This window comes from Caballeronia glathei, assembly GCF_000698595.1.
GTDB classification, from domain to species: Bacteria; Pseudomonadota; Gammaproteobacteria; order Burkholderiales; family Burkholderiaceae; genus Caballeronia; species Caballeronia glathei.
In genome coordinates, this window is record NZ_JFHC01000050.1 from 19,206 (window position 1) to 44,923 (window position 25,718).

Below are 25,718 nucleotides of genomic sequence, written 5' to 3' on the forward strand. Positions count from 1 at the left end.
ACCGGCCATCCTGCTTGACGTTATCCAGGTAATCCTGCGTAGCAGCCTAATTGCCTTTTTATCCGGATCTCATTCAATCGTTGAGCTTTTCTCCTCGAGAGAGAAATATGACCTCATATCTGATTTGCTGGAAGCCGTCGACGGAAAATTCGGAGCAAGGCTGGCCTGAAGCACATCTGGCTACTCTCGCAGAGACCCTTAGCAAGAGCGGCCGTGCCGTCGAACCTTGGCGATTTAATAAACAGAAAGGATTGACCGTTGGAGAACGAGTATTCCTCGTTCGGCAGGGAAAGCGAGGACATGCGATCCTTGGATATGGGGCGGTAGACGGCGAGCCACGTGGCACGGACGGTCGCGTTCCAGTTTCGTTTGAGGCGCTGGTTGATCCGCGCTCCAATCTGGTCTTCGCGACATCTGCCGAATTGCAGGAGATCAAGGCAGGTAGGCAACCTTGGGGTACTCAATCGAGTGGGGTCGTGCTGGCTCCCGAGATTGCTGATGCCTTGCAGGAAAAGGTAGTAGGTCGCTCCCCGGTACCCGAATCAAAGAGCAGCAATCCCGACTGGACTCGCGATGAACTAATTCTCGCGCTGGATCTATATTTCCGGGTTCCTGCCGCACGAGGGAGCAAAATCCATCCTGAATGCATCAGGCTAAGTGAACTTCTGAATGCGCTGCCGATCCATCATGGCCAATCCCATGGCTCCACATTCAGAAATGCCAACGGCGTTGGCATGAAGCTTAGCAATTTCCTGAAATACGACCCCACCTACAAGGGAAAAGGTCTAACAGCCGGCTCACATTTGGAGAAAGAAGTCTGGGACACGTTTTCAGGTAATCTTGCGTATCTTAGAAATACTGCCGCGGCTGTCATCGCCGGAGCAAAAGAACTACTATCCGCCGCTGATGACGAGGCTTACGAAACTGCTGAAGAAGATTTTGAGGCGGAAGAAGGTCGTATCCTGACTGCAATTCACAAGCGTAGAGAACGCCAGATTGCTTTGATCAAGAAGAAAAAGGATGGTGTCAAAAAACAGACGGGCAAGCTACAGTGTGAAGTCTGCTCCTTTGATTTTTCGGTTCAATATGGCGGCTTCGGCGAGGGATTCGCAGAATGCCATCATGGACGACCCGTTAGCTCAATGGAGCCCGGCGAGAAGACAAAGCTTTCGGACCTTCATATCCTTTGTGCAAATTGCCACAGAATTATTCATAGGCAGCGCCCTTGGCTTTCGATTGAGCAATTGCGTCGCATTGTTGACGCGATGAGATAGTGGTATAAGGCCGCTGATAGGCGGCTTCTTGCCGAGTCCTGTCTCACGACGGCGTGCCCGATGGCCATTCGTCGCGTGTGGACAGTACACCGCCGACGGCAGGTATGGCCGAGCACCAAACGCCCCAACTATTCGAAGGAACCTTGCAGTTTGCGAGCGGCCGCTGGAGGTACGCGCAGGCCGACGGCCGAGATGGGGTCGATCAGAGACCCTCGCGGACGGCCGCGCCATCGCGATGACCATCGCCCGCGAATCGTTCGCGACTATTTCAGAAGTTTTCCACCTCACCGGTGCGGCTTTCATTTTGTGTGACACCCGACACCTGCTTTGTTTCTAATTGCCCCATTTTCACCGGTGAAAATCGAGCGTTTTGCGGCGTCGAGCTCGTTGCGCAAAACGGACCGACGGCCGTCTCAGCTCCGAACCATCCCGGGACAGTCATAGATGGATGTCGAGTGATGCCACAGCTTCATCGATGTCCTCGCCTCTTGATCGCTAGGATTTTCACTAGTGAAAATCCTAGCGTGTTTCACGTCGTCGAATTCGACTTGACGCTTAAGGGACCGAGGGCCGCCGTCACCGCATCGACAACTGCTTGCTGGACAATACCGGACGGTTTCAGCTCGATGCCTAGGCCGCCAAAGCCTAAGTTCGTCCGAGATTATGGGATTCGACAAACAGGAGCAAGGCCTGACATCAGAGCCGCGTTTCACCGCAGACAATATCGGATCGTTTCAAGTCCATGCCAAGTCACGCTACAGGCTCAACGATAGTACGTCGTTTCGTTCCGCCCTCTTCGTGATCGCCACAATTTTCACCAGTGAAAATCCAACACGTTAAAGACCGTCGACGTCAACGCTACGTCTAGCTCGCCTAGCCCGCACGCGCCCAGGACCTTCCAAGAAAATCTTAACATTGGATTGGCAATTCCCACATACGCGTGAATTATCTCTTGTTTGAAAGCACCACCATGCAATTTTTCTTAGCAATATCGGTACAATTTATGACAAATCCTAAACTCCCAAACATTACTCACGATGAGCCGTCAAACCTCAACAGACATTGAAGTGATCAAACTTCGTACAAGAGCATTAATAAAAACTCTAATGCGGGAGACTGGATGCACCAACCCCAATCAATTTGGCGCCTGGATCAATAGAGAATCTGAGAGGCTAGGATGGCCGGACACACAGTCGTCCAACAAGTGGTATCACCTCGTTGATGGCAAACTAAAAAAGGCTCCTCTTGATGTAGTGAGCATGCTAAGTCAGCTATTTCCCAATGCCGCAATGCTTTACCACGATGGGCCTGCAAACTTGTGGAGAGCGCTTTGGGGGGACGCCTGCGACCCGAATGTTCTCTGGCCGCTTTGTCGCACGCGATTTTCAGACGACGGTCCTTGGTACGACGAGATTACTTGGAATGAGATAAAAGCAAAGTGCCTAAATGAAAGAACGTTTCGTGAAACTCTTCGCGAATTCGAAGGAGAGTTACTTCTTGCCCAAGCATATGACCAACCCTTTACTCTAAATCATTTGACTGAAGCGATTGCGCTATATCGACTACATCAAGCGGTCAATTGTTTAGCTGTCTCCGACATTGATGGCGTTGGCGCATACCGATCAGTTCGACTCTGTCTGGCCGATTTTGGCATAACCTTTCACTTGCACAGATATGGCGGGTACCAGCTTGTATGCAATGAGCTTGTAAAGATCGAAATCGGACGACTTACCAGCGAACAATCTTATTTGGCGTCCGTTGGCATACAGAGGGATCAAGTGGGGGTCTACGCGGGAGACCCTCTTTTGTGGATTGACGACAGCGCCCGATGGAACAGTTTAAATTTGGACTGGGCCCCCGCCACAGCGCCGCTCCCTGAAGGCCACAAAGTCGGGATGTCCTCGATTGACGAGACCGACCGTAAGGATCTGGACTGGAGATCAGCGATAGACCTAGCACTTGAAGCAAGAGCAGCCGAGCTACCGTGGAGCTTTTAAGGTAAGCAATCGACGCTCGTCTGCCGCTGCCATCCGCTATCACCTTACGACTACTTCTATTGACGAAGTTTTCCACAGACACGCAAAGGTAAGAGAAAGGTAGAAAGAAGGTAGAGAGCGAAAAGCGTCTTCCAAACACTTTACCAGCAAGGATTCCGGCATAGTGTCTGGAACGCTACCCCGAAGATGCGGAACGCTACCCCGCCCGGCCGGAACGCAAACCCGAAGCAAGAGGAACGCTACCCCGATAGCTGGTTCGGCTGTCAAGCCGTGTCCACGCGGCCTGTTCAATTCCCTTGGTGCTAAGTTCAATGCGCCCCGCCGCTATGATCTCTACGCGCTCTAGTTCCTTCATCGCAGCGTCCAGCGAGCTTTTGAACTTTCGCATCGGACTGCGATATTGCATTTTCTCCTTTAACCACTCAAGGCGGAATCGTTGCACGATATCGTCCGAAGTTGCAACGAGGCGCTGAAGCGTTTTCGCCATATCTTGCCCCTGCCGTATTTGCAGACGCTTTGTCCAATCAATCAAGGCAAACTCGCGATTTTCGTAGAGATAGCGCCACCTTGGATCCACTCGAACTGAGTACTCCTTGCGAATGTCGTCATAATCAAATCCGTCAAGCATATGCAGTGCGCCGGAGGCGCCGACGTACAGCTTGGGCTTATCACCGCTCGTAGCCTCGATCACGAGCATGGCAAAGGAGAGCGCTTTCATCGTGCGGTGCAGCCACGCATACTCATACTTGCCAGTATGTCGGCCGATGGCGCGCAGAAATCGAGCGCGGCAGATGAGGATCGGTTCGCCCAAGGGACGTGTCCTTGCCTCGTACATAATCTGCATCCAAACATCTGCCTGCGCCTCATCGAGTTGCTCGCCCCAAAACTTGACGACCGCGTCCTTACGGGTAACAAGAACGGTTTCTCGATGTAACGTCTTCGGCCCTCTAGCGACTGGAGAAAATAGGCTTGAGCGAGCAATGTGGTTCGGCATCGCGCGTCTGAGCTCGTCTAGGCCCGGGAGGAAGAGTTCCGGCGGCGCCGCAGCCGCCGGAGCCTTCGTTGCCGCTGCGGCGCGACGATTTTCTGCCAACCGTGCGAGCGCAGCAGCCGCGGCGCCTGGCTGCTTCGCCCGCACCAATGTGAGCGTCATGAATCAACGAGCCGACTGACTCGTCGGCACTTTGCCGGATAAGGTTCCCTCGCCACGTTGCCTGGTAACCTGATCGGCCTTCGTCGGGCGACCGCGTTTCCGTGCGGCAGTTTTCCGCTCAGGTTCGGCTTCCGCAACCACCAAGCCCACGTGTGCACCGAGCCAATTTTCGACATCTTCTACCCGCCACAGAAGACGCTTCGTTCCCGGCAGACGACAGACAGGGGGTAAGGACTGAGGGTTTCGAGTCGCATCGCTACGAATGCTCGCGACTGATTTACGAAGGCATTGCGCCAGTTGATCAACCGTGAGTAATGCTTGCATGGACAATGGCCCTTTTGCGCCATGTCACATTCGTGCACACAGCGGCGTTGGTTAGCTGATGCATGCAAGGTTGCGTTTTAATGTTGGTGAAATCTCGGTCGAGTTGCTGAGCGTTTTCTACCAATGATCCGCTTGATCAAAGAAAACGGTGTGGCGCCACAAATTTGCCACACGCAGTGTGCAAAAACCTGCGCCGCAATGCAAAACAACGCACTACATCGCAAGACGTAGTGCGTTGTTTCTAAAGAAAAACTTGGTGGAGAGGAGGAGGATCGAACTCCCGACCTTCGCATTGCGAACGCGACGCTCTCCCAGCTGAGCTACCCCCCCAACGAACTACGATTTTAGCACAGCCCGGCCACAGTCTGACAAGCGGTCCGGACCCATAAAACCGCACCTTACTTCGACGGCGCGCCCACCAGCACCCAGGTGACCACAGTCTGGATATCGGCGCCGTTCATCGCGGGATGCGACGGCATCGGGATCGCGCCCCACACGCCCGCGCCGCCATTCTTCACCTTCAGCGCCAGCTTGGCCGGCGCCTGCGCATCGCCCTTGTACTTCTCCGCGATCTGCTGAAACGACGGCCCGACGAGCTTGCGGTCCACCGCATGGCATCCCATGCACGCGTTCTTGCGGGCAATCGACATCGCGTCGGCGGTGGAACCGGGCTGTTCGGCGGCACGCACGCCCACGCCGACAAGCGCAAGGCCCGCAAGCCCCGCGCCCATCACCACACGCAACCGCATCATTTCGCTGTCGGTTTCGACGGGTTGCCCGGATGCACGTCCGAGTTCTTCACGGGCGCGGGCGCCTGCTGATCCAGAGGCTTCGCGCTCACCGACGAATCCGGCACAGCGCCCACCGTCGCCTCGGCACCTGCCGGCGCGCCCGAAGCCGGAGCCGCCTCGCTCGCGCCCGAGGCGGCAGCCGCGGCCAGCGCCTGTGCCTCTTCCGGCTTGACGTATTGATACACCTTCACGACCTGCTCCACGCCCGGCACGCGCGCGGCGACATCGGCGCCGTGCGCGCCCTCGTCGGGCGTGACGAGTCCCATCAGATAGATGGTGCCCCGCTCGCACACCACCTTGTAATAATTCGCCGATAGATCCTTCTCGCCAACCATCGCGGTCTTCACGCGCCCTTCAAGATACGAGTCGTTAGCGCGCGACGAAATCGAGCTCGCGCCCTGCACGGTCAGCTCGTTGACGATGCTGTTCACGTTGTTGATGCCGCGCACGACCTCCTCGGCCTTCTGCTTCGACGCATCGTTGGGCACTTCACCGGTGAGCAGCACGCGCCGGTTGAACACGGTCACGTTGACGTGCGCCTGGTCGGGCAGGTTCTCGTTGATCTGCGCACTCGCCTTCACCTGGATCTCGCGGTCCTCGGTCTGCGCGCCGAGCGTGCGCCGGTCGGTCGCGACGAGCGTCCCGGCCCCCACGCCGCCGACCACGAGCAGCGGACAACCCTGCAGCGTCAGCACGACGCCCGACAACAGGCTCGCCATCAGCGTGGCGCGCGCAAGCGTCGCCTTGACGCGTGTCTTCATCATCAAATCCGTTCCCCTTGTTAATCAGTCTTCGCCCAGCAGCATCGCGTCGATGCCGTCACACAGGCAATGGATGGTTAATAGATGCACTTCCTGAATGCGCACCGCACGCTCCGACGGCACGCAGATATGGATGTCGGTGTCCGCGAGCATTTCGCCGATCACGCCGCCGCCCATGCCGGTCAGCGCGATCACGATCATTTCGCGCTCGTGCGCTTCCTGGATCGCCGCGAGCACGTTCACCGAATTGCCCGACGTGCTGATCGCAACCAGCACGTCGCCCGCCTGGCCGAGCGCGCGGACCTGCTTCGAGAAAATCTCCTCGAACGCATAGTCGTTGCCGACGGCGGTGAGGATCGACGAATCGGTTGTCAGTGCGATCGCGGGCAGGCCCGGACGTTCCCGCTCGAAGCGGCCGATCAGTTGCGAGGCGAAATGCTGCGCGCCGGCAGCGGAACCGCCGTTGCCGCACGCGAGAATCTTGGAGCCGTTGGCCACCGCGCCGAAGAGCGCGTCGACGGCGGCCGCAATCGGGACCGCCAGCGTTTCGAGTGCTTCGAGTTTGACCGCCGCGCTATCGCGGAAATGCTGTTGAATGCGTTCGACTGACATCGACTCTTGAGTTTGACCGCGCCGTGCGCGGGGTTCGTTGCGTGCGACGCGTGAGCTTTGCGCGAAAGAGCGCTCGCGGCCGGCACGGAGTTCAGGCTCCGCGCAGTTTACCGCATGCACAATCACGGCCGCCGTCGCCATCGGTCAGCGGCGATGCAGGCTCACGTATCGTCGGCGCGAAATGCATCCGGCAGCCACACGATACGCCCTGGATCGAACGCGACGACATCGAGGCGGCACGCCGGCACGGCGCCGCGCCACGTGCTCAGATAGTAGTGGGCCGCGCGTATCAGCCGCTCGCGCTTGGCCGCGCCGACGCTCGCGGCTGCATCGGCGAAGCGGCGGCTCCTGCGCGCACGCACCTCCACGAAAACCAGCGCGCCGTCGCGATCACGCATGACCAGATCGATCTCGCCGCCGCGGCACGTCACATTGCGCGCGACGATCCGCATGCGCTGCCGCTGCAGATATTCGAGCGCGCGTGCCTCGAAAGCGTCGCCGACCGTTTTGGACAAGGCTCCTCCGTAAAAGTTGTCCGCGGTGCGCGTGGCACAATGTCGTCCTTCATACGACGTCCGCCTTCATGACCCAATTCACCGATCTCGCGCAGGGCCAGCACTATCCGGCGGGCGCGCTCTACATCGTGGCGACGCCGATCGGCAATGTCGCGGACATCACGGTGCGCGCGCTGCACGTGCTCGGGCTCGTCGACCGGATCGCCGCCGAAGACACGCGCAACACCGCGCAACTGCTCGCGCGCTACGGCATCTCGAAGCCGTCGATCGCCGTGCACGAGCACAACGAGCGCAGCGCCGCCGAGCGCGTGATCGGGCATCTGCGCAACGGCGAGCGGATCGCGTGCGTATCGGATGCGGGCACGCCGGGCATTTCGGACCCGGGCGCGAAGCTCGTCGACGCGGTGCGCGAGGCCGGCTTCCCGATCATCCCGCTGCCTGGCGCGAGCGCGCTCACGACCGCGCTGAGCGCGGCCGGGTCGTGGGCAGGCACGTTCACGTTCATCGGCTTTCTCGCGGCCAAGCCGAAGCAGCGCGCGGCGCAGCTTCGCACGCTCGTGCACGGGCCCTCGGCGCTGGTGTTCTACGAGGCGCCGCACCGGATCGTGGAAACGGTCCAGGCCCTGGCCGATACGCTCGGCGGCGAACGGCAACTGCTCATCGCCCGTGAACTGACGAAGTTACATGAGAGCCTGCACCAGTGCACCCTGGCCGAAGGGCCAACATGGCTCGCGGAGGACGCGAATCGTCAGCGCGGCGAGTTCGTGCTGGTGGTCGAAGGCGCGCGTGAGCAGGAGGACGCGGAGGACGCACACGATGCGCTCCTCGCGACGCTGCTGGAAGAACTGCCGGTGAGCAGCGCGGCGCGGCTCGCCGCCAGCCTGACCGGCGCATCGCGCAATACGCTGTATGCCAGGGCGCTGCGTCTGAGCAAGCCGGAGGAGGAATAGAAAACGGGCCTTCGAAACGGCCCGTTTTCATGTGGCGGGTAGAGGATTCAGAGGCGGGTCAGTTCGTTGCGTCGTCGGAGGCGTACTGCTCGCGTGCGACGCGCGCTTCCTTTTGAGTCAGCCCTTCGATCTTCACCTTTTCCGTACCGGCGCCGCGCATGCCGAGCGCGGCAGCCGCCGCATACGACAGATCGATCACGCGACCGCGCGCATAAGGGCCACGGTCGTTGATCTTCACGACGACCGTCTTGTGGTTGGCCGTATTCGTCACGCGCACCCAGGAAGCCAGCGGCAACGTGCGGTGCGCCGCGGTGAGCGCATGCATGTTGTAACGCTCGCCGCTCGCGGTCTTGCGGCCGTGGAACGGCTTGCCGTACCACGAAGCGCGACCCTGCTGCTCGAAGTCGCCGATGTTCGGACCGCTCGTGATCGGTTCGGCGTCGGCGAGCGACGGTGCGTCCGGCTTGGCGTCCGGCACGGTGTTCAGTTTCGAGTCGTAGGCAAGCGGCGCCACAGGCCGGGCATTGCCCGTGCTAAGGAAGTTGTTACCTGAATTCGCATTCGCGGCGAGGTCGCTGGAACCCGGCGCAGCACAGCCCGCCAGTGCCCCGACGGCAAAGAGACTCCCGATATGTCGAGTAAGTCGAGCATTCATAGACGTGTATCAACGGTTGCAGAGCCGCCTCCCCGTGCCGCGAAAAACGCGCGCAGGCAGGCCGCTCAAGGCTTTTCCGCGCAAAGCAGCGCGCCATTCGATCAAACGAACGGCGAGCCGATGCTCGGGTGCGACGTACCTCGCCGCAAACGCCCGGTTAATTTTCACGTCTGGCGCAACCTGTCCCCGGCAGCCTGACCAGACCCCACATGCCGCCATCGAACGTGGCATCACGTTCTTGCGCGATGAACTGCGCAGGAACGGCGGCGTAGGCCCCATCCAGCGTCACGGCAGCTAAGGCCGTCGGCAGATGCATCGCATCTGGCTGGACAAGACGTGCACATCGAATGCAATCGATGCTTGAGTTGCAGTTACGAGGCTTTTGGCCCCCAACAGCGTACTGACGGTGATTGTAAAAACGCGCTATGCGCTGACCAATCACCTAATGACTGCATGGTAGTTTCCATGCATAAGTGATGCCATTATACGCAGAAACATTAGTCAACCACCCCCAACGACACAATTTGTCATTGATTTTCGCTATGAACGTAAGAATTGCCGGTTTTGGATGCTATTTCGCGCGCGAAAGGGCGCTTTCGGCGCTCCGTTCGACCCCGGTACAATGGACATTTTTACGCGTCGCTTGTAGCCCAATGAAAGTCATCCTCATTCCCGTGACGCCTTTCCAGCAGAACTGTTCGATCGTCGTGTGCGAAACGACGCAACGCGCCGCCGTCGTCGATCCGGGGGGCGATGTCGCGCGGATCATCGGCGAAATCGAGCGTCTGAACGTGAGCGTCGAGAAGGTGCTGCTCACGCACGGCCATCTCGACCATTGCGGCGGCGCGAAGGCGCTCGCGACCCACTACGGCGTCCCGATCGAAGGCCCGCACGAGTGCGACGCGTTCTGGATCGACCAGTTGCCCGAACAGACCAGGCGCTTTGGGTTTTCCGACGCCGCCGAAGCCTTCACGCCGGAGCGCTGGCTCGCCGATGGCGACTCCGTGCGCTTCGGCGACGAATCGATGGAGGTCTATCACTGCCCCGGCCACACGCCGGGCCACGTGATCTTCTTCAGCCGCGCGCACCGGGTGGCGTTCGTCGGCGACGTGCTGTTCGCCGGCTCCATCGGACGCACCGACTTCCCGCGCGGCAATCACGCCGACCTGATCCGCGCGATCCGCGAAAAGCTCTGGCCGCTCGGCGACGACGTCACGTTCGTGCCGGGCCACGGTCCGGCGTCGACGTTCGGCGAGGAACGCCGCACCAACCCGCACGTTCGCGACGGAGTGCCGGCATGAACGCGATTCCCGAGATCTACGTCAGCACGGACATCGAGGCAGACGGCCCCATTCCCGGCCCGCATTCGATGCTGAGTTTCGCGTCGGCGGCGTACACGGCGGACAAGCAGCTGATCGGCACGTTCTCCGCGAATCTGGAGACGCTCGAGGGCGCGAGCGCACACCCGGTTCAGGCGGCGTGGTGGAAGACGCAGCCGCAGGCGTGGGCCGCGTGCCGCACCGACCTGCAGAAGGCCGAGACCGCGCTGCCGGCGTACGTCGAATGGGTCGAGGCGCTGCGGGGCAAGCCGGTGTTCGTCGCGTATCCGGCGGGCTTCGACTTCACCTATATGTTCTGGTACATGATGCGCTTCGCCGGGCGCTGTCCGTTTTCGTGGTCGGCGCTCGACATCAAGACGCTCGCCTTCGCCATGACCGGCCTGCCGTACCGCAAGGCGATCAAGCCGCGGCTGCCGAAGCACTGGTTCGACGAGCACCCGCACACGCACGTCGCGCTCGACGACGCCATCGAACAGGGCGCGCTCTTTTGCAACATGCTTGCCGAATTGCGGGCGTCGCAGTCTCACGCGGCCGCCCATGCCCCCGCCGACACCAACGTTGAAACGAATCCGGAAGGTAAAAACGCGCAGTCTGGCGGATGAGTTAGGGAATCTCCCTCACATCAGGCGCTTCGCATTGCGTTTATTTTCGCGCCCCTCTACCATGAGAGTCAGGTCGCGACCAAACGGAGGCGCAGTTGACTCTCGATACATTCTCACAAAAAATCCTGCGTCTGCTCCAACTGGACGCGCGCCGCTCGGTGCAGGAAATCTCCGATCAGGTTGGCCTGTCGAGCACGCCTTGCTGGCGGCGCATCAAGGACATGGAGCAATCGGGCGTGATCCAGCGCTACACCGCGCTACTCGACCGCGAAAAGCTGGGGCTGCATGTCTGCGCGCTCGCGCATATTCATCTGACGCGGCACACCGAAGGCGGCGTCGAGCAGTTCGAGCGCGAGATCGCCACCTGTCCGGAAGTGACCGAGTGCTACAGCACGACCGGCGAATCCGACTACATCCTGAAAATCGTCGCGCCCGATATCAAGGCCTACGACGCCTTTCTCCACGACCGCATTTTCAAGATACCGGCCGTGGCGCAAGTCCGCACGAGCGTCGTCCTGCGCGAAATCAAGTTCGACACGCAGCTGCCGCTCTGAGCCTCAGCGCGGTGCCGCGGCCGCGTCTGTCGCCGACGGATCGCCGGATGCGCCCGCGGCGGGCGTTCGCATCGCGAGCGCGAATCTGATTTCGCGCGCACCCAGCCGGCGCCGGAGCGCCCCCACATCGACCTTATCGAGCCGCTCGGCGAGCCGCGCGCGCTCCTCCTCGCCCGACGGCATTGGCAGCAGCACGTCGACGTCGAAGCCGGGGCTCAGGTAATGCAGGTTCAGTGCAGCGAACGAAAGGCCCTGCGCGGACAATGCCGCCCGGACCGCCTCGCTGACCGCGCCGCGCATCGGCAGACGGCCGGGCGGCGGACGCAGCGCGTCGCTTTCCGGATCGACGTGAATGAGCGCATCGACCACACGCGCATCCTTCAATAGAAGCGCGCGCGCCGATTCAGCGATGTAATGCCCCTCAGATACCGAAATCAGCGGATCCACGAGAATATGCGCATCGACGATTGCGAGATCGCCCATTTTCCGCGTGCGTAACTCGTGCACGTCCCGCACGCCGGGCGTACTCAAAAGAAGCGCGCGCAAATCGTCGGCGGTGGCCTGATCGAGCGCGCGGTCCGACAAATCCTGCAATGCGTCCCAGCCGAATTTCCACCCCATTTTCGCAACCATAAAGCCGACAATTGCCGCCGCGATTGGATCCAGCACCTGAAGCCCGGCCATGCTTCCCATAATCCCGAGCGCGACGACGAGTGAAGACGCAGCGTCTGAACGCGCGTGCCATGCATTTGCGATCAGCATTGCGGAGCGCACGCTTTGAGCGGCGCGCAACATATAGCGGAATAAGGCTTCCTTAGAAACAAGTACCGTCAGTGCTACAAATAAGGCGCTCGAATGAACCGGAGGAATATCCTGAAGATTCGCAATGCGTTCGCCCGCGCGCCATAACATCCCGCAGCCCACGGCAATCAGCAATCCGCCGAGAAATAATGAAGCGACCGTTTCATAACGGCTGTGGCCGTAGTTGTGGTCGTCATCCGGGGCGACCGCGCCGTGGCGATTGGCGATCAGCACCACGAAGTCCGACACTAAATCGGCGAACGAGTGAACGCCGTCGGCAATCAAGGCCTGCGAGTGAGCGAATATACCGACCGCGATCTGCGCCGTGGTCAAAACGGCATTCAGCGCGATGCTCGTATAAGTGGTCCTGCGGGCGACTTCCTGCTTTTCTGCCGCGCGCGCCGGTGAAAGCGACATGTGATGACCCGGGTTGAATCCGATGAACCGATTTTACTCGCGACAGCCATCAGGACACGCGCAGTCAATCAAAAAAATTCTTTAAAAATCAAAAAGTTAATGAAAGGAGAAGCATTCGCGCCTTCCTTCGCCCGAATGTGCGCGGTGTCCGCGCGCAGCGCGTGAGCCCGCGCAGGCAATAAAAAAAGCCGCGCCCTATAATGCGCGGCCTTTTTTAGCGTGTGCTGCCTTACTTCTGGATCAGGAAGTTATCGCGCTCCTGACCCGCGATCCACTTCGGCGGCTTGCCGCGGCCCGACCATGTGCTGCCGCTTTCCGGATCGCGATACTTCGGCGCCACTCCGGCACGGGCACGGGTACCCGCTTTTGCACCCTTGGCGCTACGGCCGCCCGACAATTCCTGGAGCGTGATCCCGTAATCAGCCATTTTCTGCTTGATCTCGTTAAGCACTTCCGCATATTCACGCGACTTCGCTTCTTCAATCTGTCGTTCGAGATTCTCGCGCTGAGCGAGGAGTTCCTTGTATGACGGCATGGTAATTCCCTTGTGGTATGCAAACTCGCGAGTCGTATCGCTCGCTTTCAATTATCGGTTCAGCCTCGGCTAAACGGAGATTAACACAGTTCGTATTATGGCGGCATGTTCGCATCGCCACTCAAAATCCACTTTGGGAATTTTCCTCCTGACAATTGATGCGGCTTCCGAAACGCTGCGAGCCGTAAAGCGGTTATTCACATAACTAAACGCAACGAAAACTGGCACACCGTGAAATCACGGCGATCGATCCGGCCCGGAAGATTTCATGCGATGCGAACTTTTTACCATGAGGGCGCGCGAAGAATGTATCACCTGCCACATTACTGAATGTTTCACGGGTGCCGCATCGAGATTCACCTATGCCGTTCAATACAATCGACCAACGCACCTTTCAATTCCTCGACGGTGAGTTTAGGTATATCGAAGGTAAAACGATTGCGGCTTCCTTCCTGCCTGAAATCACATCCGTAACGATCGACGCCCAATAAATCGAGATTTGCAGGACGCCGCGGAAAATCGTCGAAGAATGCGCAGAGGGCCGACTCCACGTCCGCCGGCAGCGGATCGAGCGGGTCGAGCGCATTCGCATCGAGCCAGCCCATCGCGCCGAATCCGCCGATGAAGCGCATGCGCTCGAGCGACATCGTCCAGAAAGTGAAATCGCCGAGTTCGAGATAGCGCTCGGCATCGGGCTGATACCGCAGATAACGCCGCGCGAGCTCGGACGTGGCCTGATGCGGCGCGGGCGTGAACGAGCCGAGCATCGTCAGGCGCTGTCCTTCGAGCACGCTGCCGTCGCTCGCGTGCGCCACGAGGAAGCCAGCGCGCGGATCGGCGTGCAGGTTGCGGGTGTGCTCGGCCAGATGGCTGATGAGAAGCATCGGCAGATGGCGCGCGGTCGGGGCGAACGGCAGCGCGGTGGGATACGGAAAGCCGCGGGGGTCGCGCGAGTGCGTGGCGAGCGTGCCGTCCGGTACTCGATGCAGCAGATGAAGCGGCGCATGCGGCGGAATGTTCACGATGGGCTCCTCGTGCGGATGGCTTCGCGGGCCGGGGCGGGCCGGCTGGAACGCCGGCGCATTCATTCGATGTTAGCGCAGGACGGCAGGCAGGACGGCACGGCGCTGCACCGCGGGCGAGCATGTGTCACGGCCGTTCGCTAGAATCGAAAGCTTCGCGCGAAGCATCTCAGGCGAGCGCACCCTTCAACGACGAGCCCATTTGTGTCCGAATCCACCCCTGCTTCCAGCGCCTCCGAGCACAATGCCTCGCTCGCGGTCCATCGCAAGCTGCCGCCCGCCGCGCGCGAACGCGCCCGCTACGCCACGATGGCCGTGTTCTTCATCGCGGGACTGCTCTACGCGTCGTGGGGTGTGCACGTGCCGACCGTGCGCGACAAGTTCACGCTGAGCCCCGGCATGCTGTCGTTCGCGCTGCTCGCGGTCGCGGGCGGCTCGATTTTCGCGATGCTGACGACGGGTTCCTGGATCGCCCGCGCCGGCACGCGCGCCGCCTGCCTCGCGGGCGGCATCACGATGACCGTCTGCTGCGCGCTGATCCTGCTGGCGCCGTATTACTGGCTATTGCTGATCGTGCTCACCGTGTTCGGCTTCGGCATGGCGACGCTCGACGTCGCGATGAACGCCGAGGCGAGCGCCGTCGAACAGGCGCTCGCGCGGCCAATCATGTCGTCGCTGCACGGCATGTTCAGCATCGGCGGGATGGCGGGCGCGGCGGCGGGCGGCGCGCTGCTCGCGCACGGCATGTCGCCTGCAATGCATCTGGCGCTCGCCTCCGTCGCGAGCCTCGTCGTGCTGCTCGTCTCCATGCCCGCCGTGCTGCCGCACGTGCCGCATCACGATGCGCACGCGAAGGCGTCGTCGTCGAACCGGTGGCGCTCGTCCGCCCTGTGGGCGCTCGGCGGCCTCGCGCTGATCGCGCTCGTCGCCGAGGGCGCCATGTACGACTGGGCGACCGTCTATATGCGCGACGTCGTGCTGGCGACGCCCGCCGTGTCGAGCGCCGCGTATGCCGCGTTCACGGGCGGCATGGCGGCGGGCCGCTTCGCCGGCGATTTCGTGCGCGCCCGCTTCGGCGCGCCGCAGCTCGTGTTCGGCAGCGCGGCGCTGGCGTTCGTCGGGATGATCGCGGCGCTCGTCCTGCCCGACACGATCGTGACGATGACGGGCTTCACGCTGATGGGGCTCGGCCTCGCGAACATGATGCCGGTGCTCTTTGCGGCGGCGGCACGCGTGAAAGGCGTGACGGCGGCCGAAGGGCTCGCGCAGGTGGCGGGGCTTGCGTACTTCGGGCTTCTGCTCGGGCCGGTGCTGATCGGCGGGGTCGCGCAGGTGAGCACGCTGCCGATCGGGCTATCGGTGGTCGCGGCCTGCACCGCGCTCATCGCGCTCGTCGGGCCGAGAATTCTGAGACGGCTCAGGATCTAGCGTCCGCGAGCCCGCCCGCTGCGGCAGCGGCTCCGGCCCAAACAAAAAGGCACCCGAACCGGAGTCCGCGTGCCTTTTCTTTTCTCCGCCCCGGGCGGTCCGGTGAAGGACCGCCCGGTGCCGGACGCATTTACATCTTCACGACGTCGAGCAGGGTCTTCTTGCCCTTCTTGTAGTCGTACAGCGAAATCACGCCGTGCTTCAGGTCGCCCTTCGAATCGAAGGTCGTCTGGCCGATCACGCCCTTGTAGTCCGTGTTCGGCATCGCGGCCAGGATCTTCGCCGGATCGGTCGAGTTGGCGCGCTTCATCGCGTCGGCGACGATGTACACCGCGTCATACGTGAACGGCGCGTAGATCTGGATCGGCTGGCCGAAGCGCTTCTGATACTTCGCGGCGAACGCCGAACCGCCTTCCATCTTCTCGAGCGCCATGCCGGCTTCCGAGCACACGATGTTGTCGGTCGCGTCGCCGGCCAGGTCGGCCAGCTTTTCGGTACACACGCCGTCGCCGGCCAGCACCTTGGCGCGCAGGCCGAGCTGCTTCGCCTGCTTGGCGAACGGGCCGCCCGTTGCGTCCATGCCGCCGTACATCACCGCGTCCGGGTTCTCGCCCTTGATCTTCGTCAGAATCGCGCGGAAGTCGACAGCCTTGTCGTTCGTCGCGTCGTGCGAGATCACCTTCAGGCCGAGCGACTTGGCGGTCTTCTCGAACTCGTTGGCAAGACCCTGGCCGTAGGCCGTCGAGTCGTCGACGATCGCGACGCTCTTGATCTTCAGCTGCTTCGCGGCGTAGTTGGCAAGGGCCGGACCTTGCTGCGCGTCGGTCGCGACGACGCGGTACGTCGTCTTGAAGCCTTGCTGCGTGTAGGTCGGGTTGGTTGCCGACGGCGAGATCTGGACGATGCCCGCATCGCTGTAGATCTTCGATGCCGGGATGGACGTGCCCGAGTTCAAGTGACCGATGACGGCGACGACCTTGTCGTCGACGAGCTTCTGTGCGACTTGGGTGGCCGTGCGCGGGTCGGCCGCGTCGTCTTGCGGGTCGAGGACCAGCGTGACCTTCTGGCCGTTGATCGTCAGGCCCTTCGCGTTGATTTCTTCAACTGCGAGCCGCGCGCCGTTTTCGTTATCCTTGCCCAGGTGGGCAATGCCGCCGGTCAGCGGTGCAACGTGACCGATCTTGACAGTTTCGTCGGCTGCTGCGGACGTTGCCAACGCAGCGAACATCATTGCAGCAGCGCTGATCGGCAACAGTTTTTGAAGCTTGGTGTTCATGTAAGTCTCCAGTTTCGGTCCCAAAAACAACGTAATCGCCCTGTGCCCCGTCTTTCATCACGATCGCTCAGTCCCGTGGACGACCACGCCGGATGCATCGTCATGCACTTGGCAAGTCCTTCAGGCCGGCCGTTTTTGGCGGCCGCCATCCGCACTGCGCGCAAGTGTAGGGCTGTCAAATTAATTTAGGGAAGCTTTTTGGGATACTGGTGCGACTACTGACTAAAGTGTTGTTGAGAAGCCGATCGGAATGTGCTGGTGTTCCGCGTAAAGCCCCTGTACATGCGGGTTTCCGAGCAATGGGTGCTGAATGGCAGCGAACGGATTCAAGTTTCGCGGGCGCGTGCCGTTAATCGTCGATGGCCGTCTTCTTTAGCCTCTTTTTAAAAGCTTATTCGCCGATTCGCGTCTCATAATCAGCCCGCCCGTCAAACAGCGTGCCCGCCCGGGAACGAGCAAGGCTTCGATTACGGCTTCGTTACGTCGCGCCTTCATCTGCCGGCGCCGCGGCGTACCGCTGAAACCCTTGCCAGCATTGGCGCTCGAATGGTGGCAAACTCCTTTGCCTCGCGACTTTTTCGCGGCTATCGACACATCATTGACGCACTACGAAGGAGCATCGACGTGACCGTGACCGTAACTTCCCGATGGATCGACATTCCGGCGGACGGCGGCAGCTTTCAGGGCTATCTCGCGCTGCCGAAGACGGGCCGGGGCCCTGCCGTCATCATCGTGCAGGAAATCTTCGGCGTGAATTCGCACATCCGCAGCGTCGCCGACCAGTACGCCGCCGACGGCTATGTCGCGCTCGCGCCGGACGTGTTCTGGCGCACGCAGCCGCGCGTCGAGCTCGGCTATGAGGGCGCCGATCGCGAGAAGGCGCTGGAACTGCTGCAGAAGACCGACGTGAATCTCTCCGTCGCCGATGTCGGAGCCGCGGCGAAAGCGCTGCGCGCGCTGCCGGAAGTGCACGGCAAGGTCGCGGCGATCGGTTATTGCTTCGGCGGACGCCTCGCCTATCTGGCGGCGGCGCAGGGCACGATCGACGCGGGCGTCGCGTACTACGGCGGCGGCATCCAGACGCAACTCGACCAGGCCGAGAAGATCAAGGTGCCGATGCTGTTCCACTACGGCGAACTCGACGCGCACATTCCTGTGTCGGCGGTGGGCGAAGTGCGCGAGCGTTTCGCGGGACGCAACGACGCCGAGGTCTTCGTCTATCCGAACGCCGACCACGGCTTTAACTGCGGAGATCGCGCGTCGTACAACGCGCATGCGTCGGCGCTCGCGCACGGGCGCACGCTGACGTTCCTCGGCGAGCATATGTAAGGCTGGAAACCGCGGGCGTCGTGCGACGCCCGCGTTTCGTGGCGTCGATGAAACGCGCGTGACAGCACGCGCAGCGGCAGATCGCGGCAGGCGATGCACCCGCGCCGCGAACCGCTATATCAGCGCAGGCAGGCCCTCGACCAGCAGGAACGCCACCAGCACGCCAACCAGCGCGCCGAAAGCCCTGAGCACGTTGTTCTTGAAATGCGAGGCGCACGGAATGGCGCCGAGAAACAGGGCGCCGGCGAGCGCCATCGGGATGATCAGAATAAAGTCGCCGATCGTAAAGTACGTCGTCATTGCTCGTCTCCCATCGTATTGCTTCTTGCGTCCAGCCGTGCTCGCTGTCCGCCGCACTTTCGATTTGAGTATAGGCCGCGCTTTGTAGCGCGTAAGCCGATATGCGCGCGAGAACGCGGCGCATCGAACACCGAGCCTTGTCCGGCAAGGCTTTCCGCCCGGTGTTATTAAGCGGTAGCGGAAAAACCCTGATGATCCGCAGATTTCGCTTTCCTTTCGGCAAGCGGCGGCGCTTTCACGCGACGCCGGTCCGCTCGCGCCTGTGCAGATACCCGGCGCCCGCCAGTCCGGCGAGCAGCAGCGCGCAGATGAGGCCTGCTACGCCGGCCCAGCCGAAGCTCGTCCAGAAGTGGCCGCCGTACGAGCCGATCACGCTCGATCCGAGGTAGTAGGCAAGCAGATAGAGCGCCGCCGCCTGACCCTTCGCGTGCGTCGCGAGCCGTCCGACCCAGCTGCTTGCCACCGCATGTCCGGCGAAAAAGCCGAACGTCAGGCACGCGATCCCGCCGATGATCACGGCAAGCGACATCGAAAGCGTCAGCAGCACGCCCGCGATCATGAGGAGAAGGCTCGCGATCAGCACGCGGCCGCGCCCGAACGCGTCGGCCATCTTCCCCGACCACGGCGACGCCACGACGCCCGTCAGGTACACCGAGAAAATCGCGCCGATCTGTGTCTGGCTGAGCCTGAAAGGTGCGCCGAGCAGCCGGTAGCCGGCGTAGTTGTAGAGCGTGACGAAGCTGCCCATCAGCACGAAGCCGATCAGAAACAGAAACGGAAGGCCGCGATGGGTCAGGTGCCCGGCGAGCGCCCGGCGGTGATGATGAAAACCCATGCCACGGCGCGGGACGAAACGCCGCGAAGGCGGCAGGAGCGCGCGGAACGCGAGCGTCGAAAGCAGGCCGAGCGCGCCGATGCCGCCGATCGCGACACGCCACGAGAAGAAGTCCGCCAGAATCCCGCTGATCACGCGCCCGGCCATGCCGCCGATCGCCGTGCCGCCGACATAGAGCCCCATCGCGAGTCCGAGGCCTTCGGGGTCCACTTCCTCCGCGAGATAGGCCATCGCCACCGCAGGCACGCCGCCGAGCGCGAGCCCTTCCAGCGCGCGCACGAAGAGCAGGCCGTGCCAGCTCGGCAGAAACGCCGTGATGACCGTCAGGACCGACGACGCAGTCAGCGACAGCGTCATCAGCCGATGCCGGCTCCAGCCTTCCGACACGAACCCCGCGACGAAGATGGCGAGCGCGAGCGACGCGGTCGTCACCGACACCGAGAGCGCGCTTTGGGCGGGGCTCACGCCGAACGTCGCGGAAAACTCGGGGAGGAGCGGCTGCACGCAGTAGAGCAGCGAGAAGGTCGCGTAGCCTGCGAACAGCAGCGCAAGCGACGCATGCCAGAAGGCGCGCGAACCGTGTTCGAGGTAAGGCGTGGGGTTGGACGTGGGGCTGGGCGCTGCGCTGGTCGATGAAGAAAGAGGATCGTCGGAAGAGGGCCGGTGCGGCGCCGGCGAAGAAGTCACGACAAGGCCTCCGTTGGCAAAGATCATAACGATACGCCGATCGCAAGTCACATGCCCGTGAACTCACTGCGCGCTTTCGCGTCGCTTTCAAAGTGGGCGTACGTTACCGGGCGCACGTAGCCCAGGCGCCAATCGTCGGCGTTCCCGGACGCAACCCTTCGACTCCATGCGTCTCGATGCGCTAAAGTAATAGCGCAATCGCTGAATCAAGGACGTTTTCGCTCTCGTTTTACGCATTGAAAGGGCGGCGGCGTTCAGGTGCACGAGCCCGAGGGCACGTGCTTGGTAAAAAATAAATGACCGGCCCGGCATCGCTTGGCCGGCACACAAACGGGGTTTCATCATGCAAATCGGTTCGATTGTCCGCTCCGTGCATATCGCCGTGCCTCAGGGCGCGCGCGGCATCGTGATGCGAATTCTTGGCGACATGGCGATGGTCGCGTGGTACGCGGGCGAACCAGGCACGTCGAAGCTGCTCAACACTGAACCGTTCTTCCTCGAAGACCTCATCGATACCGGCGACATCGTGCGTCCGGCGAATGCGGTCGTGCATTGAACCCTGATTACCGGTCCGCGGGAAAAGGCAGGTCGCGTGAGCCGATGCGAGGCACAATGCCGGAATGACATCCGACCATCCCGACGCTTCCGACGCTTTTGCCACGCCCCCGCATGACCAGTCTCATGCCGCGCCTCCGTTTGCCGGCCTCACGCCCGAGTGCGTCCTCGACGCGCTCGACAGCGTGCTGATCCCCACGGGCGTACGCACCGACGGGCGCATGCTGCCGCTCAACAGCTACGAAAACCGCGTGTACCAGGTGGGGATGGAGGACGGCCCGCCGGTCGTCGCGAAGTTCTATCGGCCGCAACGATGGTCGAACGAGGCGATTCTCGAGGAGCACGCGTTCGTCGCCGAACTCGAACGGCGCGAGATTCCCGCCGTGCCCGCGCGCGTGATCGACGGCACCTCGCTGCACAGCTTCGAAGGCTATCGCTTCTCGATCTTCGATCGCCGCGGCGGCCGCGCGCCCGATATCGACCGCAGCGACACGCTCGAATGGCTCGGGCGCTTCATCGGGCGAATTCATGCGGTCGGCGGACTTGAGGTGTATCGCGAGCGGCCCACGCTCGATATCCATACGTTCGGCTTCGAGCCGCGCGAGTTCCTGCTCTCGCACGGGTTCGTGCCCGCCGACGTGCGCGAGGCGTACGAGCGCGTCGTGGCGATGGCGCTGGAAGGCGTCGAGCGCGCTTTCGAGCGGGCGGGCGACATCCGCCCGATCCGCCTGCACGGCGACTGTCACCCGAGCAACGTGCTGTGGACCGACGCGGGTCCGCATTTCGTCGATTTCGACGACAGCCGCATGGGCCCCGCCGTCCAGGATTTGTGGCTGCTGCTGCCGGGCGAGCGCGCGGAGGCGTCGCGCGCGCTCGCCGACCTGCTCGCAGGCTACGAGGATTTCTGCGACTTCGAGCCGCGCGAGCTGCATCTCGTCGAACCGCTGCGCACGCTGCGGCTGATTCATTACGCGGCATGGCTCGCGCGCCGCTGGGACGACCCGGCGTTTCCCGCCGCCTTCCCCTGGTTCAACACCCAGCGCTACTGGGAAGACCGCATCCTCGAATTGCGCGAGCAAGTCGGCGCGATGCAGGAAGGGCCGCTCTGGCCCGTCTGATCTTGTCGTTCGGCCGTTCGTAAAAAGTTGAGAAAACTTGGCGGCCATGCAATGATAACGATTCTCATTTGCGAGCCACGCTGGGCCGGCGCATCGACGCCAGGTCCACCGTGGCTTTTCTGCTCACTTTTTACCCTGAAGAACGGAGAGACGCGTGAACGCGCCCGAAACCATCAAGCCGGAAGCGCCATCGAACGCCTCCGCGATGCACTACAAGCAACACGCGACGGCGCCCGGCACGCGTCTTATCGACGATGCAGAGCAAGCCGTCCGCAAGAACCGCTCGCGGCGCGCGACGTTCATCAAATGGCTGCGCAAGGTGCATGGCTGGGTGGGTTTGTGGGGCGCGGTGCTCGGACTGCTGTTCGGCACGACCGGATTTCTGCTCAACCATCGCGGCGGGCCGCTCAGGATCTCCACCGGTGAACCGCAGGTCTCGCAGGTGCAGCTTCCATTGCCCGCTCACGGGCTCAAGTCGCCGAAAGAGCTCGGGACCTGGCTCAAGAGCGAACTGAAGATCGAAGGCAATCTCGGGCGCACGAAGCGCGAGCCGGCACACACGGTCGGCTGGGGCGATCAGAAGACGATGCAGCCGGAACTGTGGACCGTCGCGGTGGCGTCGCCGGGGGGCGGGGTATCGGCGGAATACTGGGTCGGCAATGGATTCGTATCGGTGAAACGCACCGAAAACAGCTTCCTCGCGACGATGAGCAACCTGCACAAGGGCGTGGGCCTGAGCGTCGGATGGGTGCTGCTCATCGATACGCTCGCGGGAAGCATCATCCTCCTCTCGCTGACGGGCGTGCTGCTGTGGACCGAGCTGAACAAGCGCCGGACGGTGGGCGTGGTGCTGGTCGGCGCGTCGATCGTGGCAGCGGTGGTGTGCGGGATGATGTGAGCTTGCGAGGGTCGGGCGGGCGCTTTGAAGCGTCGGCCGTGACCTGACACGCTGGAAAATGAAGGGCCGTTGCGCATCGCGTCGCAACGGCCTTAATGAGATGGTCACCCCCACCCTGCACGCGGGTTACGCTGTAGGGTGTTTTCTTTTCTGGAGAGGCCATCATGCAGAACGTGACACTGGTTGGAATCGATCTGGGCAAGCACTCGTTTCATCTTCACGGTCAGGACCAGCACGGCAAAGCCGTGTTCCACCGAAAGGTAAATCGTAAGCAACTGATCGAATTCTTCGCCACCTTTCTCGCTTGCACGGTGGTCATGGAAGCCTGCGCCGGCGCCCATTACATGGCCCGCAAACTTGCTGCCTTCGGGCATCAGGCCAAACTCATCTCGCCGCAGTTTGTGCGACCTTCGTCAAGAGTAACAAGAACGATTTCGTGGACGCCGAAGCCATCTGCGAAGCAGCGTCGCGTCCGGCCATGCGCTTCGTGACGCCGAAGACGGAATCCCAACAAACGTTGTCGGCCTTGCACCGGATGCGCGAATCCATGGTTCGGGATCGCGTTAAAACCTGCAACCAGATGCACGGCTTCCTGCTCGAATTTGGCATCAGTTTGCCTATTGGACAGGCTGTCATCAAGCGCTTGCCGGCAGTATTCGCCGATCATTCCCTCCCGCCGCGACTGGTCGCGATCCTTGATCGCTTGCATACCCACTTCAAATACCTCAGCGAACAGATCGACGAGATCGACAGGGAGATGACCCGGCAACTGGCCGATGACAACCTCGGCCAGCGCCTGCTCAGCATCCCGGGTGTCGGTCCGATCACCGCGAGCGTGCTGGCTTCCGAAATGGGCGATGGCAAACAGTACGGCTGCAGTCGGGACTTCGCGGCGTCGATCGGGCTCGTGCCGCGCCAATACAGTACGGGCGGCAAGGCAAATCTGCTGGGCATCAGCAAACGCGGAGACAAGAATATCCGATGCCTGCTTGTGCAGTGCGCCAGAGCCTACATGCAGCGGCTCGACCGGCAGACCGGCCGGTTGGCCGAGTGGGTGCGTGCGATGCTCGCACGCACCCACTCTAACGTGGTGGCCTGCGCGCTTGCCAACAAGCTGGCGCGCACCGCCTGGGCGCTGGCAACCCACAACAGCACATTCGATGCGGGAGCGGGGGCTGTACCGGTCTAAGCATCCGATTCCTAACCACGTTTTACTGAGTTTCACCTACCTGGTTTTGCGACCGCTGAAATTTGATGACGTGAATGGCACACCGGCCTGACGAACAACCCGTCAAAGAAATTGGCTTTAGAAGCCGCGGCCTTTTTTGGGACCGTCAGGCGCGATTCTCATCGTGGCGCGGGGAGCGATCCCCACAACGACGCCGGATAGATTTAGGCAAGCCAATCCACACCGTCAAAAGTCAGTGTAGCAAAAACGGGGGTGACCATAGATTTTCTTTACGCGCGCATCAGGAAGACGCCGCCCGCTTGCGCCGGCTGTTATGGCGCGTGAGCCACAAATACAGCCCGCTGCCCAGCACGACGATCGTCAATACATCGAACGCGGCCCAGAAGATCTTCAGCGGCATGCCGCCGAAATCGCCGAAATGCAGCGGCTGAGAGCCAAGCAGCAGCGTCAGATACCACGGCAATTCGCGCGAATCGGTGAGCTTGCCCGTCGAGGCGTCGACGAGCACCGGGCGCAGCATGCGCGTCGTGAGAATGCCGTCGCCGCGCATGAATACCGTGTAGTGATGCGGGCTGCTGAAGCGCGTGCCGGGGAACGCGACGAACGACGGAATCATGTCCGGCGCGACCTCGCGGGCGATCTTCACGGCGTCGTCCACCGACGCGCTCGCCGTGATCGGCGGCTTGCCCTGATACGGCGCGAGCATCTGCGCGAGTTGGTCGTTGCGCCACGCTTCCAGCATCAGATCCGCGAGCGTGTTGATCGACCCCGTCCCGCCGACGATCACGGCCCACACGAGCGTCAGCATGCCGATCGCGTTGTGCCAGTCGAGCCACACGGCGCGGCGCTTCTTCTTCAGACGCACGCGGCCGAGCCCGACCTTCCTCCAGAACGGCAGATACACGACGACGCCCGACACGACCGCCGCGAGAAACGCGACGCCCATCGCGCCCAGAAAGAGCTTGCCGGCGAGGCCGGCGAACATGTCGACGTGCAGTTTCAGCAGCACGAATTTCAGCGATCCCTTGCCGGGCGGCGCGCCGAGCGCCTGCGCGGTGCGGCCGTCGATGACGGTGGTCAGCGTGTCGTCCGGAGGCGTATCGGCGCGCGGCGCGCTGACGACGAGCGGCAGCATCGGCTCGTCGGGCTCCCAGATCATGTACTGCGGCACGTGGCCGGGATGCTGCGTCAGCGCGGAGCGGAGGATCGCGTCGTACGTCGCGCGGGCATTGGCCTGCGACGCGGACAGCTCGGGCGCTTCGATGGCGTCACCGAGCAGCACGTCGAGTTCGTGACCGAAAACGAGCGGCAAACCGGTGAGACAAAGCAGCAGCATGAATGCAGTGCAGACGAGGCTCGTCCATCGATGAACGATCGACCAGACGCGCAGCGAGCGCTGGCTCATGCCGCGTTTCGGGTGGTCGTCGTGCCGGTCCGCCGGACGATGCGAAGGCGCTTGCGTCGTTGGCCGGTCGGATTGCTGGCCGGTCAGGTAGTTGCCTCGCATGCGGGAGGGTCCTTTCGGGTTGGGATGGAGCAGTAAAGACGCGCGCCGTGCGGGCGTCCAAATGAGAATGATTATTATAAACGGAGGAACGGGAGGGTGTAGTGCGGTCAGGCCGCGCATCGGCGATTCATGCCCGGAATGCAGCAGTTCGATCGCGCAAGCGGGACGTACGTCATGAAGTCAGGCGGCAAGCGCAAGCGGCGCCGTGGTTCGATCCCTTCGCGCGGCCTCGGAAACGACGTGCCGAGGCAGATGCCTTTCGAGGAGCACGCAATGAAGGGAAGAAGCCAGTC

At 61.9% G+C, this 25,718-nt stretch carries 23 protein-coding genes, 1 tRNA gene and 1 pseudogene; 11 read left to right on the forward strand and 14 right to left on the reverse strand.

From position 1 onward, the window contains the following. The first annotated feature begins 107 nt into the window (after positions 1–107). On the forward strand, positions 108–1,274 hold the full coding sequence (locus tag BG61_RS40375) for an HNH endonuclease (RefSeq protein WP_081868191.1): 1,167 nt from the start codon (positions 108–110) through the stop codon (positions 1,272–1,274). Between the two features lie 2,193 nt (positions 1,275–3,467). Here the strand turns inward: BG61_RS40375 and BG61_RS26240 are convergent. From BG61_RS26240 to BG61_RS26265, 6 genes are all read right to left on the reverse strand, one after another. Continuing rightward, entirely contained in the window at positions 3,468–4,424 is a 957-nt protein-coding gene (locus BG61_RS26240; protein ID WP_063741124.1) for a replication initiation protein, read from the reverse strand. Between the two features lie 578 nt (positions 4,425–5,002). Beyond that, positions 5,003–5,078: transfer RNA gene (locus BG61_RS26245), tRNA-Ala, on the reverse strand. Between the two features lie 68 nt (positions 5,079–5,146). After that, positions 5,147–5,479, reverse strand: a complete 333-nt coding sequence (locus BG61_RS26250; RefSeq protein WP_035936648.1) for a c-type cytochrome — start codon at positions 5,477–5,479, stop codon at positions 5,147–5,149. Between the two features lie 17 nt (positions 5,480–5,496). Continuing rightward, positions 5,497–6,303 carry a BON domain-containing protein gene (locus tag BG61_RS26255; protein WP_035936547.1) on the reverse strand — a complete coding sequence of 269 codons (807 nt, stop codon included), beginning with the start codon at positions 6,301–6,303 and terminating at the stop codon, positions 5,497–5,499. 21 nt (positions 6,304–6,324) lie between these two features. After that, positions 6,325–6,912, reverse strand: a complete 588-nt coding sequence (locus tag BG61_RS26260) for a phosphoheptose isomerase (RefSeq protein WP_035936650.1) — start codon at positions 6,910–6,912, stop codon at positions 6,325–6,327. A 161-nt stretch (positions 6,913–7,073) separates the two neighbouring features. Beyond that, complete coding sequence (locus BG61_RS26265; RefSeq protein ID WP_035936548.1) at positions 7,074–7,427, reverse strand: YraN family protein; 354 nt, start codon at positions 7,425–7,427, stop codon at positions 7,074–7,076. Positions 7,428–7,495: 68 nt separating this feature from the next. On the opposite strand from BG61_RS26265, the gene rsmI reads away from it, so the two are divergent. Continuing rightward, entirely contained in the window at positions 7,496–8,377 is an 882-nt protein-coding gene (gene rsmI, locus BG61_RS26270; RefSeq protein ID WP_035936551.1) for a 16S rRNA (cytidine(1402)-2'-O)-methyltransferase, read from the forward strand. A gap of 58 nt (positions 8,378–8,435) precedes the next feature. On the opposite strand, the gene BG61_RS26275 is transcribed toward rsmI, so the two are convergent. Continuing rightward, entirely contained in the window at positions 8,436–9,032 is a 597-nt protein-coding gene (locus tag BG61_RS26275) for a septal ring lytic transglycosylase RlpA family protein (protein WP_035936554.1), read from the reverse strand. Between the two features lie 653 nt (positions 9,033–9,685). Between BG61_RS26275 and BG61_RS26280 the strand changes: the two genes are divergently transcribed. From BG61_RS26280 to BG61_RS26290, 3 genes are all read left to right on the forward strand, one after another. Next, positions 9,686–10,333 carry an MBL fold metallo-hydrolase gene (locus tag BG61_RS26280; RefSeq protein ID WP_035936557.1) on the forward strand — a complete coding sequence of 216 codons (648 nt, stop codon included), beginning with the start codon at positions 9,686–9,688 and terminating at the stop codon, positions 10,331–10,333. Beyond that, positions 10,330–10,974 (forward strand): 3'-5' exonuclease family protein, encoded by a 645-nt coding sequence (locus BG61_RS26285; protein ID WP_035936558.1) that lies wholly within the window; start codon positions 10,330–10,332, stop codon positions 10,972–10,974. The genes BG61_RS26280 and BG61_RS26285 overlap by 4 nt, the downstream gene beginning before the upstream one ends. A 95-nt stretch (positions 10,975–11,069) precedes the next feature. Further along, positions 11,070–11,528, forward strand: coding sequence for an Lrp/AsnC family transcriptional regulator (locus tag BG61_RS26290; protein WP_008352298.1), 459 nt, complete (start codon positions 11,070–11,072; stop codon positions 11,526–11,528). A gap of 3 nt (positions 11,529–11,531) precedes the next feature. On the opposite strand, the gene BG61_RS26295 is transcribed toward BG61_RS26290, so the two are convergent. The 3 genes from BG61_RS26295 to BG61_RS26305 form a co-directional block, all read right to left on the reverse strand. Continuing rightward, positions 11,532–12,746, reverse strand: coding sequence for a cation diffusion facilitator family transporter (locus tag BG61_RS26295; protein ID WP_035936560.1), 1,215 nt, complete (start codon positions 12,744–12,746; stop codon positions 11,532–11,534). Between the two features lie 229 nt (positions 12,747–12,975). Continuing rightward, complete coding sequence (locus tag BG61_RS26300; RefSeq protein ID WP_035936562.1) at positions 12,976–13,281, reverse strand: H-NS histone family protein; 306 nt, start codon at positions 13,279–13,281, stop codon at positions 12,976–12,978. A gap of 356 nt (positions 13,282–13,637) precedes the next feature. After that, positions 13,638–14,303 carry a HugZ family pyridoxamine 5'-phosphate oxidase gene (locus tag BG61_RS26305; protein WP_035936652.1) on the reverse strand — a complete coding sequence of 222 codons (666 nt, stop codon included), beginning with the start codon at positions 14,301–14,303 and terminating at the stop codon, positions 13,638–13,640. Between the two features lie 204 nt (positions 14,304–14,507). On the opposite strand from BG61_RS26305, the gene BG61_RS26310 reads away from it, so the two are divergent. Next, complete coding sequence (locus tag BG61_RS26310; RefSeq protein ID WP_035936564.1) at positions 14,508–15,731, forward strand: MFS transporter; 1,224 nt, start codon at positions 14,508–14,510, stop codon at positions 15,729–15,731. Positions 15,732–15,861: 130 nt separating this feature from the next. On the opposite strand, the gene BG61_RS26315 is transcribed toward BG61_RS26310, so the two are convergent. Then, positions 15,862–17,007: a branched-chain amino acid ABC transporter substrate-binding protein gene (locus BG61_RS26315; RefSeq protein WP_035936568.1), complete on the reverse strand. Its 1,146-nt coding sequence runs from the start codon at positions 17,005–17,007 to the stop codon at positions 15,862–15,864. Positions 17,008–17,637: 630 nt separating this feature from the next. On the opposite strand from BG61_RS26315, the gene BG61_RS26320 reads away from it, so the two are divergent. Next, a complete protein-coding gene (locus tag BG61_RS26320) occupies positions 17,638–18,336 on the forward strand; it encodes a dienelactone hydrolase family protein (protein WP_035936655.1) in 699 nt (232 codons plus the stop codon). Between the two features lie 114 nt (positions 18,337–18,450). On the opposite strand, the gene BG61_RS26325 is transcribed toward BG61_RS26320, so the two are convergent. Both BG61_RS26325 and BG61_RS26330 read right to left on the reverse strand, forming a co-directional pair. Then, positions 18,451–18,636: a hypothetical protein gene (locus tag BG61_RS26325; protein WP_035936571.1), complete on the reverse strand. Its 186-nt coding sequence runs from the start codon at positions 18,634–18,636 to the stop codon at positions 18,451–18,453. 235 nt (positions 18,637–18,871) lie between these two features. Then, on the reverse strand, positions 18,872–20,158 hold the full coding sequence (locus BG61_RS26330) for an MFS transporter (protein ID WP_035936657.1): 1,287 nt from the start codon (positions 20,156–20,158) through the stop codon (positions 18,872–18,874). Positions 20,159–20,501: 343 nt separating this feature from the next. On the opposite strand from BG61_RS26330, the gene BG61_RS26335 reads away from it, so the two are divergent. From BG61_RS26335 to BG61_RS26350, 4 genes and pseudogenes are all read left to right on the forward strand, one after another. After that, on the forward strand, positions 20,502–20,714 hold the full coding sequence (locus BG61_RS26335) for a hypothetical protein (RefSeq protein ID WP_035936573.1): 213 nt from the start codon (positions 20,502–20,504) through the stop codon (positions 20,712–20,714). Between the two features lie 64 nt (positions 20,715–20,778). Then, positions 20,779–21,831, forward strand: a complete 1,053-nt coding sequence (locus tag BG61_RS26340) for a serine/threonine protein kinase (protein ID WP_035936576.1) — start codon at positions 20,779–20,781, stop codon at positions 21,829–21,831. Between the two features lie 154 nt (positions 21,832–21,985). Then, positions 21,986–22,729 (forward strand): PepSY-associated TM helix domain-containing protein, encoded by a 744-nt coding sequence (locus tag BG61_RS26345; protein WP_035936579.1) that lies wholly within the window; start codon positions 21,986–21,988, stop codon positions 22,727–22,729. Positions 22,730–22,893: 164 nt separating this feature from the next. Beyond that, positions 22,894–23,918 (forward strand): annotated as a pseudogene (locus tag BG61_RS26350) (IS110 family RNA-guided transposase). A 280-nt stretch (positions 23,919–24,198) separates the two neighbouring features. On the opposite strand, the gene BG61_RS26355 reads toward BG61_RS26350, so the two are convergent. Beyond that, positions 24,199–25,425: a PepSY-associated TM helix domain-containing protein gene (locus BG61_RS26355; protein WP_232256356.1), complete on the reverse strand. Its 1,227-nt coding sequence runs from the start codon at positions 25,423–25,425 to the stop codon at positions 24,199–24,201. Between the last annotated feature and the right edge of the window lie 293 nt (positions 25,426–25,718).

Bases quoted from the DNA above. Each gene is read 5' to 3' on its own strand.
- BG61_RS26300 (WP_035936562.1), bottom strand. From the start codon at position 13,281: ATGCCGTCATACAAGGAACTCCTCGCTCAGCGCGAGAATCTCGAACGA.
- BG61_RS26355 (WP_232256356.1), bottom strand. From the start codon at position 25,425: ATGCGAGGCAACTACCTGACCGGCCAGCAATCCGACCGGCCAACGACG.
- BG61_RS26260 (WP_035936650.1), bottom strand. From the start codon at position 6,912: ATGTCAGTCGAACGCATTCAACAGCATTTCCGCGATAGCGCGGCGGTC.
- BG61_RS26275 (WP_035936554.1), bottom strand. From the start codon at position 9,032: ATGAATGCTCGACTTACTCGACATATCGGGAGTCTCTTTGCCGTCGGG.
- rsmI (WP_035936551.1), top strand. From the start codon at position 7,496: ATGACCCAATTCACCGATCTCGCGCAGGGCCAGCACTATCCGGCGGGC.
- BG61_RS26250 (WP_035936648.1), bottom strand. From the start codon at position 5,479: ATGGGCGCGGGGCTTGCGGGCCTTGCGCTTGTCGGCGTGGGCGTGCGT.
- BG61_RS26335 (WP_035936573.1), top strand. From the start codon at position 20,502: ATGCAAATCGGTTCGATTGTCCGCTCCGTGCATATCGCCGTGCCTCAG.
- BG61_RS40375 (WP_081868191.1), top strand. From the start codon at position 108: ATGACCTCATATCTGATTTGCTGGAAGCCGTCGACGGAAAATTCGGAG.
- BG61_RS26285 (WP_035936558.1), top strand. From the start codon at position 10,330: ATGAACGCGATTCCCGAGATCTACGTCAGCACGGACATCGAGGCAGAC.
- BG61_RS26240 (WP_063741124.1), bottom strand. From the start codon at position 4,424: ATGACGCTCACATTGGTGCGGGCGAAGCAGCCAGGCGCCGCGGCTGCT.
- BG61_RS26340 (WP_035936576.1), top strand. From the start codon at position 20,779: ATGACATCCGACCATCCCGACGCTTCCGACGCTTTTGCCACGCCCCCG.
- BG61_RS26295 (WP_035936560.1), bottom strand. From the start codon at position 12,746: ATGTCGCTTTCACCGGCGCGCGCGGCAGAAAAGCAGGAAGTCGCCCGC.
- BG61_RS26325 (WP_035936571.1), bottom strand. From the start codon at position 18,636: ATGACGACGTACTTTACGATCGGCGACTTTATTCTGATCATCCCGATG.
- BG61_RS26315 (WP_035936568.1), bottom strand. From the start codon at position 17,007: ATGAACACCAAGCTTCAAAAACTGTTGCCGATCAGCGCTGCTGCAATG.
- BG61_RS26255 (WP_035936547.1), bottom strand. From the start codon at position 6,303: ATGATGAAGACACGCGTCAAGGCGACGCTTGCGCGCGCCACGCTGATG.
- BG61_RS26280 (WP_035936557.1), top strand. From the start codon at position 9,686: ATGAAAGTCATCCTCATTCCCGTGACGCCTTTCCAGCAGAACTGTTCG.